This window comes from Candidatus Paraluminiphilus aquimaris (genome assembly GCF_026230195.1).
GTDB classification, from domain to species: Bacteria; Pseudomonadota; Gammaproteobacteria; order Pseudomonadales; family Halieaceae; genus Luminiphilus; species Luminiphilus aquimaris.
Map to the genome: position 1 here is coordinate 2,120,597 of NZ_CP036501.1, position 13,998 is coordinate 2,134,594.

Sequence of the window (13,998 nt, forward strand, 5' to 3'; positions counted from 1 at the left end):
GAGCGGCTATGAAAACTCTTTTAAGCCACGTCATTAGTATTAAAGATAAGCGAGAAGCGAGACCCCTCTCCCAATTCGCTTTGAATTCTGAGTTCCGCATTGTGAGCGAGCGCAACGTGCTTAACGATCGCAAGCCCCAGACCTGTGCCGCCCGTCTTTTGACTGCGGCTCTTGTCCACGCGATAGAATCGTTCGGTTAACCTCGGAATGTGGACGGGATCAATGCCCTCGCCTTTGTCGATGACACTCAGCGCAGGTTGCCCCTCTTTTAACGTCCACTCGACAAGAACTTCGGATTCTTCGTCACTGTATTTGAGGGCATTCACTAAAAGATTACTCACGGCACTGTGTAATTCCATCGGATCACCAAGAACCAATCCATTGAATTCATGCACCAGCAAGATGTCCCTCTCTGGCCATGCGGCTCTAAGATCACCTACCAATTCTGTGGTCAGATCACACATATCAACAGGGGTCGTCTTGTCAGAGTTTTCAATCGACTCAATTCGCGAAAGCCAGAGGAGGTCCTTAAGAAGCATCTCCATCCGAACAACTTGCATATCCATTTGAGCAAGTGGCCTTTCAATAGGGGCCACAATATGGGCATCTAAAGACTGTATTGTTTGTACATAACCTTTGAGGACGGTCAGTGGTGTTCGCATTTCATGCGACACGTTACCGACGAAATCTCGGCGCATTACTTCTAACTTGTATTGCTCTGTGACATCTTTGAAAAAGATCAGACGATCACCACCCGAAAATTTCGTTACCTCAACTTGAAGGCAGCGATCTTGTTCCGGTGTCGGAGGTAACCTCAACGGAATTTGATAGTCACCCTCAGCGAGATAGTCTGATAGCTGTGGAGCACGAACCAAATTTACGAGGGAGCGTCCTACGTCACCGGGTAGTTCAATGCCGAGTAACGTACCCGTCGAATCATTCACCCAAGAGATGTTCCCACGCTGGTCAACAATAATTGCCGCGTCACGAAGTTGTTTCAGGGAGTCTTGAAGATAGTTTACCGACGACTCTAAACGACCTTGGGTTTCTTTACTTTGTCGCTGCAGTCGGTATACGTGATCAAAGAGGCGGCCCCATATCCCACCGGCCTCAGGCGGTACTGATTGACTGTTCTCTAACCACCGCTCTAGCCGATTAAGTTGCCAACCCCAATAGATCACCAACGCCCCGAAAACTACGATAAGCGTTAGGCTGAGTAGATCGAAAGCGTACCCAATCGCCGCCAGTACAAGAATGATAAGCGGCGTGCGCAGGGAGGTACGCCAATTACGGCGCAGAGCGGTCACGTATTTATCACACCCTTTGTTGAAAATCGGTAGCCGGTACCACGGACCGTTTGAATGAGATCGCTGTAATCTTTGACACCGCCTTCTAGGGCTTTTCTGAGACGCCTGATGTGTACATCAACCGTTCGCTCTTCGACATAGACGTTGGCACCCCAAACATGGTCAAGAAGCTGATTCCGCGTGTAAGCGCGTTCTGGGTGCGACATGAAGAACTGAAGTAGGTTGAATTCAGTTGGGCCCATCTCAATCGGTGTGCCTGCCACGAAAATCCGTCGACTGTCCATATCCAACAGGAGATCTTCAACCTCAAGACGGTCTCGTTGCTCTCCCCCGGCAACACGGCGTAACTGCGTTTTTATCCGTGCAATTAGCTCTCGAGGTGCGAAAGGTTTTGTGACGTAGTCATCAGCGCCCACGTCGAGACCTTGAATAACATTGTCTTCGGCCGCTTTCGCCGTAAGCATAATGACCGGTATTTCAGCGGTAGCGTCGTTTCGCTTAAGACGCCTGAGTAACTCTAACCCGCTCCCGCCGGGTAACATCCAATCGAGTAAGACGATTGCGGGGCGTTCGTCGACAATTAACCTGTGCGCATCTTGGATGTTCTCGGCTTCTATGCACTCAAATTCAGCGATTTCCAAAGCCATTCTGAGCATGTCACGAATCGAAAACTCGTCGTCGACAATTAGAACTTTTTTTCCTGTCATGCCTTTAATCCTCTAGACCCATGCCCATTAAATGAAAAAAAAATGACAGAAACATGACGGTGACTACCACCAATCCAACCAACCCTTCTTTTTAAACTCGTCTTGGCAGGATGCTAGCTGCCGATTGTAAAGATTCGCCCTGCGATCAACCTTTCTAGCCACCTCCACTAACCATGGCTTTGCTCGGTACGTTCCGCGCTTATAACCACCATGACCTTCGTGATAGGCGAGGTAGAGTCGAAAGGCATCGTCTTTCGCAATACCGTTCGTTTGGTGTGTTGTGTGGTTATACCAGCCCACGAAGTCAATGGCGTCATCAAAGTCATCGCGGTCTGCACCGTGATTACCTGACTTGGTTTTATACCAATCCCATGTGCTGTTTTTAGCCTGAGAATAGCCGTACGCATCGCTAGGACGCGGACCCGGAATAAAACCCCAAATTTGCTTCCGCGGCGGTTTTGCCCCCGCCACAAAACGTGACTCCTGATGCATAAATGCCATCATTACTGAGATAGGCACGCCCCATTTCTGCCGCGATGCTGCGGCATCTTGGTACCAGTCATCTTTATCTCGAAAAATATCGCAGATATTGTCGAGCTTGGAGGGCGGCTTTGTCGCACATCCGGCCATGGCCAATATCGCCAGGAATATGCCCATGGTCCAAAGTCTATTCACAACGGCACCTCCCCAATAAGTGCTAAGAAACCGGCTTCATCAATGATGGTAATTCCCAGCGATTGTGCTTTGCTGAGCTTTGAACCTGCGCCAGGACCGGCGAGTAAGACATCTGTCTTCTTGCTGACTGATCCAGCCGTTTGTCCCCCGTGACGACGAATAAGGCTCCCCGCCTCATCTCTGGACATCGACTCCAGCTTGCCCGTTACGACCCACGTTTGATCGCTGAGAATGCCATCGCCGGTGGCATCGTTACTCGCCGATTCCCAGTGCAAACCGGCATCTAAAAGACGTTCCACTAACACCGTATTTGGCTCATAGTTAAAAAAATGGTGGATGCGTGCCGCTACGACAGGTCCCACGTCGTCCACCGCTTCTAAAGCGTCTCGAGAAGCCTTACTTAACAACTCCAAGCTGCCAAAATACGTTGATAAATTCCGGGCAGTCGCCTCGCCCACCTCGCGAATTCCCAGGGCATAAATAAATCTTGGTAATTCCGTCTTCTTACTCGTGTCGATGGCACTCAACGCTTTTTTGGCCGACTTCGCACCCATTCGCTCAAGGTTAGCCAGAGTATCGAGGTCAAGACTGTACAAATCAGCTGCATTTTTTATCAGCCCCGCATCAAAGAGTTGATGTAGCAACTTTTCACCGACGCCATCGATGTCCATGGCTTTTCTTGATACGAAGTGCTCCAGGGCTGCTTTTTGCTGAGCAGGACAACCCGATGCGTTTTCACAGCGAACAGCGGCCTCGTCCAGATCGCGCGTAAGTACTGAATGGCAATCGGGGCAATGTATCGGATACATAATTTTAGGCAAAGGCTCGCTGCGACGATCAGCAAGCGCCCTGACAATCTGAGGGATAACATCCCCAGCACGCCTCACAATCACCTCATCTCCCACCCGCACGTCGAGTCGGGCAATTTCGTCTGCGTTATGTAATGTCGCGTTACTGACCGTTACGCCGCCAACGAAGACAGGCTCGAGCCGTGCAACGGGTGTTACCGCCCCTGTCCGTCCAACTTGAAAGTCAACATCGATTAATCGCGTTACCTCTTCCTGTGCCGGAAACTTTCGAGCGATCGCCCATCGAGGCGCACGCGCAACAAAACCGACCGCGTTCTGCTGGTCATAGCTATCAATTTTGACCACCACCCCATCGATATCTACACCAATAGCATCCCGGCGCTCGAGAATACGGGCAACGTATGCCTCCGCGGCCTCCCAACCCTCGGCGAGCTCGATAAGATCGGACGTTTTAAAACCCAGCTCGTTAAGGTAATTGAGTGTCTCTCTATGCGACTCGGGCAACTGGGCCTCTTCTGAGTAACCCACCGAGTACGCCATAAAAACAAGCGGACGTTTTGCCGTAATTCGGGGGTCAAGTTGACGCAAACTGCCCGCCGCTGCGTTTCTGGGATTTTGAAAAACAGACTCACCGCGCTCAATTAAACGCTCGTTCATCTTGGCAAATTCGGCGCGAGGGATCACAACTTCACCACGAACTTCCAGTACAGGCGGCGGCTGATTTATTGATAATTGCAACGGCACCGTGGCGATAGTGCGCGCGTTGTGGGTAATGTCTTCACCCACGCTACCGTCTCCACGACTTGCCGCGCGCACAAGGATGCCCTTTTCGTAAACCAAACTCAGTGCCACCCCATCGAGCTTGGGCTCACAACAAAACGCCAGTTTTGACAGGTTCAACTTGGCCGCGTTACGTTCCTCGAAGGCCTTCAAGTCTTCGCCACTAAAGGCGTTATCAAGACTCAACATGGGCATCTTGTGCACAACGCTCTGAAACTCGCTCAGCGGCTTATCGCCCACTCGTTGTGTCGGTGATGTTGGCGACAATAAATGCGGATTTTCGGCTTCGAGCTCACGTAGTAAGCGCAGCGCTCTATCGTATTCGGCGTCGCTAGCAATGGGGTTGTCGTCGCGATGATAAGCAAGTGACCATGCGTCGAGCTTGGTGACAAGTTCTCTAATTTCTTGCTCTATCGCCCGCATTAACGAGGCTCTATTTTACACTTGGCTTCAAATTCTCTAATTGCTTGGCGCGCGCGCTCTACATATTGTTTTGTCAGCACGCTGCGGGTCTCATCCAATACGTCGCCACCCAGGTTTTCCGCAACCGTTTGCGCTGTCTGCAACATCAAGTCAAAAGCGCGTGTCATGTCAGCAGGCCCTGGAAGCGTTACGAAAAACATCAGGCCTTTGGTCGACAGCACCTCCATGTCGTCAAGATCAAAGACACCGGGCTGCATCATATTCGCCACGCTGAACTGGATCGTTGGCGCACCCCCATCAATCTCAGAAAGATGAAAGAAATCCATATCGCCGAACCGCAAACCACAGCCAAGCAATGTTCGAAGTACATCGTCTCCGGAGAAGCCTTGTTCAGCTCGCGCAACCACGTTAAGGGAGTAGACCTGCGCATCTTCATGCCTGGGAAGCTTGGCTGTTTGACCGCCTACCGGAACCGCTTCAATCTCATCGAGCCAATCCACTGTACCGGGCTTTTCATCTACGTCATCAAGGGCAGTGGTATCGGCCTCGTCTATGCGGTCGTCGAAGACGCGGCTGGGGACGAATACTGCCTCGTCGTCGAACTCCGGAGTAGCCATGCCGGTCGCGGACTCATCGAAGGTCCCAAAAGTAGGATCTTGTCTGCCGACAACACGCGCCCCCCCATTTGGGAGCTCTCTTGCAGACCGGTCATGAGGGTCGGGCACGGGTGCGTCATCACGCACGACACGCGCATTCATTTTGTAGCCTTGTCGACGCCGCCGACGCGCACTAACAATCAGTGCCACACACAGCACCAACACAAGTATCAGTGCTAATACCGTCTCAGTAGTTAAGGCAGAGAGTACCCCTGACATCGCTTTTCACCCCTAGCTAGCCGCCAATTTTGCAGCTTCCTCAATATCAACCGTTACCAGTCGGGAGACTCCTGGCTCATGCATCGTCACACCCATTAGCTGCTCGGCAGCCTCCATGGTGATTTTATTGTGCGTTATAAATACAAACTGGACTTTTTTGGACATCTCAGAGACCAGTCGCGCATAACGACCCACATTTGCGTCATCGAGCGGCGCATCCACCTCATCCAGCATACAAAATGGCGCTGGATTTAACTGGAAAATAGAGAATACCAAGGCAATGGCCGTCATGGCTTTCTCACCACCCGACAGGAGGTGAATCGTACTGTTTTTCTTACCAGGGGGACGGGCCATTATCGCGACACCCGTATCCAATAAATCATCGCCCGTCATTTCCAAGAAGGCAGTTCCGCCTCCAAATACCTTCGGAAACAGCTCGCTGAATCCCGCGTTTACCGTGTCAAAGGTGTCTTTGAAGCGGCTTCGTGTCTCTTTATCGATTTTCTTTATTGCGTTCTGAAGCGTTTCCAACGCCGTCCGCAAATCGTCGTCTTGCTTGTCGAGATACTGCTTACGCTCCTGTGCTCGGCTTGTCTCATCGATAGCCGCCAGGTTAATGGGGCCGAGACGATGGATCTTCGCGCCGATTCGCTCAACACGAATCTGCCACTCGCTCTCATCAGCGTCCTCGGGGAGTTCAGCCTCTACTTGCTCAACCGTTGCTTCAAGTTCTCTTAACGAAGCGTCGATTTGTTCCACCCGAACCCCTGTTTCGGCGAGCTTTAGACGCGCACCTTCACTTTGAGTCTGCACGCCCGCTGCCGCCTGTTCAGCCTGCATACGAGTCTGCTCGCGTTCACGCAAGGTACTCTCTAACTCAGACAATACCTGGCGAGCCTGTGTGAGCTGAGCCTCAACACCAAGGCGACGTTCCAAGAGTTCACTCAGCTCGCGCTGAGCCTCGCGGTCGGGATCCGCCTCGGTTGGCATTTCACTTCTGATTGAAGCTTCACGTTGCTCGTAACTCTCCAGCTGCTGCCGAGCACGATCGATCGACTGAGAGAGCGCTTCTCGCTGTGTCAGCAACTCGCGATGCCTTACTTCGCTGCGATTAAGGGCGACATCCGCTTGCTGCTTTGCCTGCCGACTTTGACGAACAACATCACGTGCAGACTGGCGTTGATCTTCTAACGCCTCACGTGAAGTCTCATCGGACGCCACCTGCGAACGCGCGCGCCCCAGCATCTGGGTGGCCTCAGAGATGACAGACTGCTCTTCAGAGACACGCACTTCGGCGTCGGCTAAATCCTGTTTCAACTGCTCTTCACGCGCCAGTCGTTGAGCTTGCTCCGCAATGAGCGCGCGCTTTTGCGATTCAAACTGAATCACTTGCTGCTGCGATGCCTGCAAGATTTCCTGCTGCGTATCAATTGCTTGTTCTGCATCAGCTCGGTTACGACGCAGCGTCTCAAGAGACTCATCGACCTCGGCGAGCTGCGTCGAGACACGCTCAAATTCCTGTATTATCGCCGCCAGACGCCCTTGCCGAGCGATCATGCCCTGCTCCGCGTCGGCTTGTGTTCGAGAGCGCATCCATGAGCGGCCGACCCACAAACCATCCTGTGACACCACAGACTGCCCGGACAATAGGTGTGATCGCGCTGCGATAGCTTCTTGCCAAGTTTTAACTACCCGCACACCGGCTAACACATCTTCAATCCCAGAGGGTCCACTGATGTAATGTGACAACATCGTTGGATCCGCGCTCGCTTCGGATAGCGTCGAGTCAATCAACGAAAGGCCCGACGGTGGCTGCGAAGGCTCGGCGGGCATGTGCTCGAAATCGGCGCCTATTGATGACAGCCACTCTGCTAACACCAGATCCGCGGCCGATTCATATCCGCTTTTCACGGACACCAAATCAAGTAGCGCATTTCCTTGAGAAGACAAGGTCTTTTGGAGCCACGAATTTGCTTGGGCCTCAGCATCCTCATCCCTTGCATCCGCTTGAAGGGCCTCTAGAGAAGCTCTCTGCCCTGCTAGCACCTGCGTTTGGCGCCGCAACTCGTCTTGCTCTTCCCGTTTTCGACCCAATTGGTTGCGCGAATCGACCAAGACCTGCCGTGACTGCTCCAAATCATTGCGCTGAAGTGTTGCTGCAGCCTCTGCCTCGGCCAACGATTCGACAATAGCATCCAGTGATGCTGTCTCCTCGTGCGAACTCAAAGACTGGAGCTCCTGGCCAATACGATCCAACCGCTGAGTCAGCGTCGCCAAATTGCGCTCCGCGTTTGCTTTTCGACCCTGCTGGACTTCAACCTGCTGTTTAGGCAGCGCCGCCTGTTGCGTAAAACTTTCCCAACTGCCATCGGCGGTTTGGGCCGCTTTCTCTGCTTCAGCAAGCGCTACATCAACCCTAGCCACCTCTTCTCGCTCCCGAGCCAAGGTGGGCTCAATGGAGGCTAATGCCTCCGCTAACTCGGTCAATCGCTGACTGTCCGAATCAACCAAACCTAATTCTCGCTGCTTACCGTCGAGGGTTTGCTCAAGATCACGTGCAAGTGAATCGCGTCGCTGCTTCGCAAACTTAATCGTCTGCTCGATACGACTAACCTCGCTGCCCAATGCGTAAAAATTCCCCTGGAGACTACCTGCCGACTCATTGGCGTCAGTGATTTGCTGTCGCAGCGACTCTATTTCCGAGACCGCGGAAGAAACCTGAGCTTGGTGACGTTCTCGCTCGGTCGCAAAATCATCAATTTCACGCTGAGCGCGGGTCGCTACAGTGCTTTGCACTCGCCGCTGCAAGACCAAAAGCTGCGCTTTGAGCTCCCGCTCCTGCTCCTTGTATTCTCCAAAACGCTCGGCCGCCTGAGCCTGACGCTTAAGATGCGATAAATTACGCTCTAACTCCTCGCGTAAATCCGTCAGTCGGTCGAGGTTGTCTAGCGTGCGCTGCATGCGGTTTTCAGTCTCACGACGGCGCTCTTTGTATTTCGATATGCCAGCAGCTTCTTCAATGTAGACGCGCAAATCTTCGGGACGCGATTCGATCAACCGCGAAATCATGCCCTGCTCGATGATGGCATAGCTTCGAGGCCCTAGCCCGGTGCCTAAAAAGAGATCTGTGATGTCGCGACGACGACACTTGTTACCGTTGAGGAAATAGTCTGACGCACCCTCGCGACTGACAACACGGCGGACTGAAATCTCGTTATAGGCCGCGTATTCGCCGCCGACCTTCCCCGTCGAGTTATCAAACAGAAGTTCAATACTTGCCTGCCCGACTGGTTGTCGGTGGGTGGTGCCGTTGAATATGACGTCCGTCATGGACTCTCCGCGCAAGGTCTTCGCCGAGCTTTCACCCATCACCCAACGAACCGCATCAATGATGTTGGACTTACCACAACCGTTCGGTCCAACCACTGCACACATGTTGCTTGGCAGCGTGACCCGGGTTGGGTCAACGAATGATTTAAAGCCTGCGAGAGAAATCGACTTTAAGCGCATTTACTCTAGAATCCCGGCGCCACAACGCGCCACCGCTTTATTATTAAAAACACTAGATGTAGTGTACCTACAAAGAAGGGCTAACACTATATGCAAAACGCATCTTATTGAGCGTTAGCGCGAAGTACGATCTCAGAAATATCCTTGCCGCGCACCGAAACCCCTCGCAACTCGCCAGTAAAACGCGCGTTGTCGAGGCCAGGCTGGCCGTTATCAGAGACCTGAACCTCCAGGTCGACCAGGGCCAACGCTGATAGTTTCTGACCCGCCATACTGTTTTCATCCGTAAGTGTTGCACGCAATGGCCAGTCAGCGGCGATAACTCGAGCCACGGCTGTCGGCATTCGCGCAGTGCTACCTGCCGGCCGCGCGATGATAAACACGGTTTTACCTGTCACGGCGGCGGCTTCCAAAGCCTCTGGCAACCTGACCAACAGGGTTACCGACGCTGTCAGTGCAGGCGTTTCAGTGACGCTCACGGGCGCCTGATTGGGTGTTTCCTCATTCAACCGCGCTTGAGCTTCGACAATAGCATTGAGCATCAGCTGGTGGCCCTCGGAGCCCGGCACTTCCAAATCTCTCAAAACGCGCATGTAACCGATGGCTTCCTGATATTGCTCAGCCCCAAAGGAGCCCATCGCCAACGTCGCCAGCGCCGACTTTTGACGAGGGTTACCCGCAAGCGCCTGCTCTGCTCGCGCCCGTGCACGCTCGGTCAATACCTGCCCTTGTGCAACAAACTCGGCTTGCGCCGCTCGACCCAACACATCGGGTGCGTTCGGTGCTTCAGCCAGGATCAGCTCAAATCGTTCCAAGGCCCCTGCCGCGTTACCGGTCGCCACGTAATACTCACCCAATAGCGACTGATAATCGAGATTTGTAGGTCTAGCAGCAGACCTTGCTTCAATTCGTTCAATCAGGGCCGTCACGTCATTGGGCGTCGCCTCGCTGAGCGACGCGATTGCGCGTGTGATTTGAACGTCTTCATACGCGCCAAGTCGGTCGTAAAGAACGAGGGTTGCTAGCACTATGGCGCCCGCTAGCGCCACTTGATATCCGGGCCTAGACACGGCTCTCGTAACCAACGGACCGGCATCATCAACCTTGTTATCGGCTTCCTTGTCGTCCCAAACTCTGAGCTGAGCATCGGATAAAAGCGTCTCGTCGGTTATCTCCTCTCGCCGCACGGCCAGCCAATCTTCGACCGTCTCACCCTCAATTTGGCGACGCCAGATCATCGGCAGTCCAACGACAAAAACCACTGCTAGTGCGCAGAGTGCAACCACTATTGGCCATAACTCAGTCATTATTATTTTCCGTCGTACTTTTCGCGCAACTCACGCGCGCGCTCAGCGTTGGATTCAACTGTTGTGACGTCACGGTCGCCCCGAATTTGTAACCATACGACGGCAAAAGCCATCAGAAATAAAATGATCGGCGCGGACCAAAGCCAAAACGTATTGCCGTCGACGCCAGGCCGATATCGAACGAATTCACCATAGCGGTCTACGAGATAAGTAATGATCTGATCATCACTTGCGCCCGCCTCTAACTGCTCATGGACAATTGCTCTGAGATCGCGAGAGATCGGGGCATTGGAATCGGCAATATTCTGATTCTGGCACTTGGGGCAGCGCAGCTCTTGACTCAAGGCCTTATACCGAAGCTCGAGCTCGGGTGTACTGAATTCGTAGGTTTCTATAACCGCGATCGCGTTCATCGAGGCTATCGACATCATGAGACTCACTAGAACAGATGAAAAAAGCACTCGGATCATTAGTCGGCCTCAAAAAAAGGTTGAAGTTGCTCTGTCCAGACCTGCGCGTTCACCACGCCCACGTGCCTGTGCCTAATGATCCCATCAGCGTCAATCACATAGGTCTCTGGCGCACCGTAAACGCCCAGATCGAGTCCAAAATCGCCACGTTGATCCACGATCGTCTCCGCGTAGGGATTGCCTAAATCGACTAACCATTGGGCGGCCTTTTCAGGCTCATCCTTGTAATTAAGCCCGTAGATGACAACACCCTGTCCAGCAAGCTCAAGTAAATACGGATGTTCCACACGACAGGAGAAGCACCAGGTGGCCCAAACATTGAGTAGTGCGGGCTGGCCTATCCAATCATCAGGACTGCGCCGGTCGTCGGTATTCAAAAGGGGCAAATTAAAAGCGGGAATCCTGTCGCCAAGTCGTGCAGACGGCAGGTCAGTCGGATCCAAAGACAGGCCCCGCACAAGCAGCAGTACAAGGACTAGAAATGCCACAAGTGGAAGAAACCGTTTAAGTAGCAAGCGCCTCATCTCCCCTCAGATGCCGTGCGGCCGATACTCTCCGGTACCGTCTATCCAGCGCGGTGGTCAAACCACCCAAGCCAATCATCAAGGCACCCAACCATATCCAGCGGATAAGCGGCTTGTGTTGCACGCGAACGGACCACGCGCCATCACCCAGCGGCTCACCCATTGCAATGTAAAGGTCGCGCGTAAAGCCCGCATCAATGGCCGCCTCCGTCATGATCTGCCCACTGGCAACATACCGCCGCTTTTCCGGCAACAATGTTGTGAGTAGTTCGCCGTTGTATTTCACCTCAAACACGCCCCGGTCGGCTGCGTAATTAGGACCTTCGACGACGGTAAGCTCAGTCAGCGTAAAGGTGTAGCCATTTAACTCAACCGCGTCACCCGCCTCCAGGCGTAAATCACGCTCAGCGCTGAACTGCGTAACAAAAACGGCACCAACAATCGTAAGAGCAAACCCAGTATGCGCTGCAAGCATCCCGATATAAGAAGGTGAAAGTCGAGCCAGCGCACTGCCAAGCGCCGTCACACCGCGCATGCGTTGCTGTAAATCGCGACCAAGACCTATTACCAACCAGCCAGCCAGCAGAACAGCAAGCGATGCCCACACATTCACCTCGCCAACGCTTAGATAGGGCGCAATAACGGCAACAGCCAGGCAGACAATGGCAGGGACCAGCAACTCACCGAGCCAGCGGGTCGCCGAGTCAGCCTTCCACCGTGAAATGGGACCAACCGCCATGAAAGGCGCTAACAGTGCCATAGCGGGCACAAAGACTGCATTGAAGTAGGGAGGACCGACCGAATACTTGCCCTCACCCAGTGCGTCCATCAGCAGGGGAAACAGCGTACCCAAGAGGACGACGATTGCGGAAACCGCAAAAATGAGGTTATTGGCCAGCAGGAGTGACTCGCGGGACTCCAGTCGATAGTTGATGGGACTTGAAACGGTCGGCGCTCGAAATGCGTAGAGCGTCAGAGAACCCCCAACAACCAGAACAAGAAAGACCAAAATGAACAAGCCACGCTCCGGATCAGCGGCGAAGGCATGAACAGAGGTCAATACACCCGATCGCACCAAAAACGTTCCCAGTAAGGAAAGAGAGAACGCGGAGATAGCAAGGAGCACTGTCCAAGACCGAAACAACCCTCTTTTTTCGGTTACCGCTAAGCTGTGAATCAGCGCTGTGCCAACCAACCACGGCATAAACGATGCATTCTCGACAGGATCCCAAAACCACCAGCCACCCCAACCTAGCTCGTAATACGCCCACCAGCTTCCCAACATGATACCGAGTGTCAGAAACGCCCACGCCACGTTAGTCCACGGCCGAGACCACTTCGCCCAAGCCGCATCCAATCGCCCGCCAAGTAACGCGGCGACCGCAAACGCAAAAGGAACGGCAAGCCCAACGTACCCCATGTATAACAGCGGAGGATGAATGATAAGACCCGGATCCTGCAGCAAAGGATTTAAGTCCTGTCCCTCGGCAGCAACGCCTGGAAGCAAACGTTCGAACGGATTTGAGGTAAACAAAGAAAAGGCGATAAACCCCACCCCAATGAGTCCAAGCACGCTGAGAACACGAGCCAGAACCACCAGCGGTAGACCGCGACTTGCAATGGCAACCGCAAGCGCCCAAGCCCCGAGCATCCAAACCCAGAGGAGGAGTGATCCCTCATGATTACCCCACACAGCGGAGAACTTATAGATCGGGGGTAATAAGGAATTCGAATTACTCGCTACCACCTTAACGGAGAAGTCATCCTGCAAAAAAACCACTGCTAAGCAGGCAAAAGCAATGCTCAAAAAGACAAAAACACCCGCCGCGAGGCTTGGTGCCAAGTTCATGGCCCAGCGCTGACCTCGCCACGCGCCCGCCATTGGAACCACACCCAGCAAGGTTGACAGGCACAGGGCGAGAATGAGCGCAATGTGGCCGGCTTCAGGTATCACTCTGACGCCCCTGCCGCATTGGCCTTCTCAAGCGCCTCTGCCACCTCAGGCGGCATGTAATTCTCATCGTGTTTTGCCAGCACCTCGCTCGCGGTAACAACACCATCTGCACCCAGAACACCCGTTGCCACAACACCCTCACCCTCAGCAAAGAGGTCGGGTAATATGCCGTCGTAGGAAACGGTCACTGAATGAACAAAGTCGGTGACGTCAAAGCGGGTCTCAAGACGGTCTGAGGCACGCTTGACACTGCCCTCGACCACCATTCCACCAACCCGGAGTTTCCGCTCAAGCGGCGCTTCCCCAGATGCCACTTCAGACGGTGAGTAAAAAAGATTGATATTGCCGCTTAAGGCATACGCTATTAGGCCAATGGTGGCGCTAGAGAGAGCGACAATAGCCAGTGCAATCAGAAGTCGCTGCTTACGCTTGGGGTGCATCGGCCACCTCATTAGCAGGACCTGTTGCTGCGTCGCGCATCGTCTGGCCTTGCTTCCTTGACAACTCTTGTCGGATCACGCGCTTCAATCTGCGTGTAACAAGCCAAGGTCTAAGAAGGCTTATACCCACAACAACGAGCGTAATAGCGTAGGCACTCCATACATAAGCGCCATGCCCACCCATTGTTATCGCCTCTGAAACGGAATCGAATTGCAT

At 53.4% G+C, this 13,998-nt stretch carries 12 protein-coding genes; all 12 read right to left on the bottom strand.

The window, feature by feature from the left end; genetic code table 11:
* Window positions 1-20: 20 nt before the first annotated feature.
* Window positions 21-1,307 carry a phosphate regulon sensor histidine kinase PhoR gene (phoR, locus tag E0F26_RS09790; RefSeq protein WP_279241476.1) on the bottom strand — a complete coding sequence of 429 codons (1,287 nt, stop codon included), beginning with the start codon at window positions 1,305-1,307 and terminating at the stop codon, window positions 21-23.
* Entirely contained in the window at window positions 1,304-2,014 is a 711-nt protein-coding gene (gene phoB / locus E0F26_RS09795) for a phosphate regulon transcriptional regulator PhoB (RefSeq protein WP_279241477.1), read from the bottom strand. Before phoB ends, phoR begins: the two co-directional genes overlap by 4 nt.
* A 63-nt stretch (window positions 2,015-2,077) precedes the next feature.
* Window positions 2,078-2,671: a transglycosylase SLT domain-containing protein gene (locus tag E0F26_RS09800; protein WP_279243221.1), complete on the bottom strand. Its 594-nt coding sequence runs from the start codon at window positions 2,669-2,671 to the stop codon at window positions 2,078-2,080.
* A gap of 14 nt (window positions 2,672-2,685) precedes the next feature.
* Entirely contained in the window at window positions 2,686-4,701 is a 2,016-nt protein-coding gene (ligA, locus tag E0F26_RS09805; RefSeq protein ID WP_279241478.1) for an NAD-dependent DNA ligase LigA, read from the bottom strand.
* Entirely contained in the window at window positions 4,701-5,576 is an 876-nt protein-coding gene (gene zipA, locus E0F26_RS09810) for a cell division protein ZipA (RefSeq protein ID WP_279241479.1), read from the bottom strand. The genes ligA and zipA overlap by 1 nt, the downstream gene beginning before the upstream one ends.
* Before the next feature lie 12 nt (window positions 5,577-5,588).
* Window positions 5,589-9,086: a chromosome segregation protein SMC gene (smc, locus tag E0F26_RS09815; RefSeq protein ID WP_279241480.1), complete on the bottom strand. Its 3,498-nt coding sequence runs from the start codon at window positions 9,084-9,086 to the stop codon at window positions 5,589-5,591.
* Between the two features lie 104 nt (window positions 9,087-9,190).
* Window positions 9,191-10,393 carry a tetratricopeptide repeat protein gene (locus E0F26_RS09820; RefSeq protein ID WP_279241481.1) on the bottom strand — a complete coding sequence of 401 codons (1,203 nt, stop codon included), beginning with the start codon at window positions 10,391-10,393 and terminating at the stop codon, window positions 9,191-9,193.
* Between the two features lie 2 nt (window positions 10,394-10,395).
* Window positions 10,396-10,863, bottom strand: a complete 468-nt coding sequence (locus E0F26_RS09825; RefSeq protein ID WP_279241482.1) for a cytochrome c-type biogenesis protein — start codon at window positions 10,861-10,863, stop codon at window positions 10,396-10,398.
* Window positions 10,863-11,387 (bottom strand): DsbE family thiol:disulfide interchange protein, encoded by a 525-nt coding sequence (locus tag E0F26_RS09830; RefSeq protein ID WP_279241483.1) that lies wholly within the window; start codon window positions 11,385-11,387, stop codon window positions 10,863-10,865. The genes E0F26_RS09825 and E0F26_RS09830 overlap by 1 nt, the downstream gene beginning before the upstream one ends.
* Window positions 11,368-13,341 carry a heme lyase CcmF/NrfE family subunit gene (locus tag E0F26_RS09835; protein ID WP_279241484.1) on the bottom strand — a complete coding sequence of 658 codons (1,974 nt, stop codon included), beginning with the start codon at window positions 13,339-13,341 and terminating at the stop codon, window positions 11,368-11,370. Before E0F26_RS09835 ends, E0F26_RS09830 begins: the two co-directional genes overlap by 20 nt.
* Window positions 13,338-13,781 (bottom strand): cytochrome c maturation protein CcmE, encoded by a 444-nt coding sequence (ccmE, locus tag E0F26_RS09840; RefSeq protein ID WP_279241485.1) that lies wholly within the window; start codon window positions 13,779-13,781, stop codon window positions 13,338-13,340. The genes E0F26_RS09835 and ccmE overlap by 4 nt, the downstream gene beginning before the upstream one ends.
* Window positions 13,765-13,998: a heme exporter protein CcmD gene (gene ccmD / locus E0F26_RS09845; RefSeq protein ID WP_279241486.1), complete on the bottom strand. Its 234-nt coding sequence runs from the start codon at window positions 13,996-13,998 to the stop codon at window positions 13,765-13,767. The genes ccmE and ccmD overlap by 17 nt, the downstream gene beginning before the upstream one ends.

Excerpts from the sequence above, each read along its gene's own strand:
- phoB (WP_279241477.1), bottom strand. The coding sequence starts at position 2,014 with ATGACAGGAAAAAAAGTTCTAATTGTCGACGACGAGTTTTCGATTCGT.
- E0F26_RS09800 (WP_279243221.1), bottom strand. The coding sequence starts at position 2,671 with ATGGGCATATTCCTGGCGATATTGGCCATGGCCGGATGTGCGACAAAG.
- ligA (WP_279241478.1), bottom strand. The coding sequence starts at position 4,701 with ATGCGGGCGATAGAGCAAGAAATTAGAGAACTTGTCACCAAGCTCGAC.
- zipA (WP_279241479.1), bottom strand. The coding sequence starts at position 5,576 with ATGTCAGGGGTACTCTCTGCCTTAACTACTGAGACGGTATTAGCACTG.
- smc (WP_279241480.1), bottom strand. The coding sequence starts at position 9,086 with ATGCGCTTAAAGTCGATTTCTCTCGCAGGCTTTAAATCATTCGTTGAC.
- E0F26_RS09820 (WP_279241481.1), bottom strand. The coding sequence starts at position 10,393 with ATGACTGAGTTATGGCCAATAGTGGTTGCACTCTGCGCACTAGCAGTG.
- E0F26_RS09825 (WP_279241482.1), bottom strand. The coding sequence starts at position 10,863 with ATGATCCGAGTGCTTTTTTCATCTGTTCTAGTGAGTCTCATGATGTCG.
- E0F26_RS09830 (WP_279241483.1), bottom strand. The coding sequence starts at position 11,387 with ATGAGGCGCTTGCTACTTAAACGGTTTCTTCCACTTGTGGCATTTCTA.
- ccmE (WP_279241485.1), bottom strand. The coding sequence starts at position 13,781 with ATGCACCCCAAGCGTAAGCAGCGACTTCTGATTGCACTGGCTATTGTC.
- ccmD (WP_279241486.1), bottom strand. The coding sequence starts at position 13,998 with ATGCAATTCGATTCCGTTTCAGAGGCGATAACAATGGGTGGGCATGGC.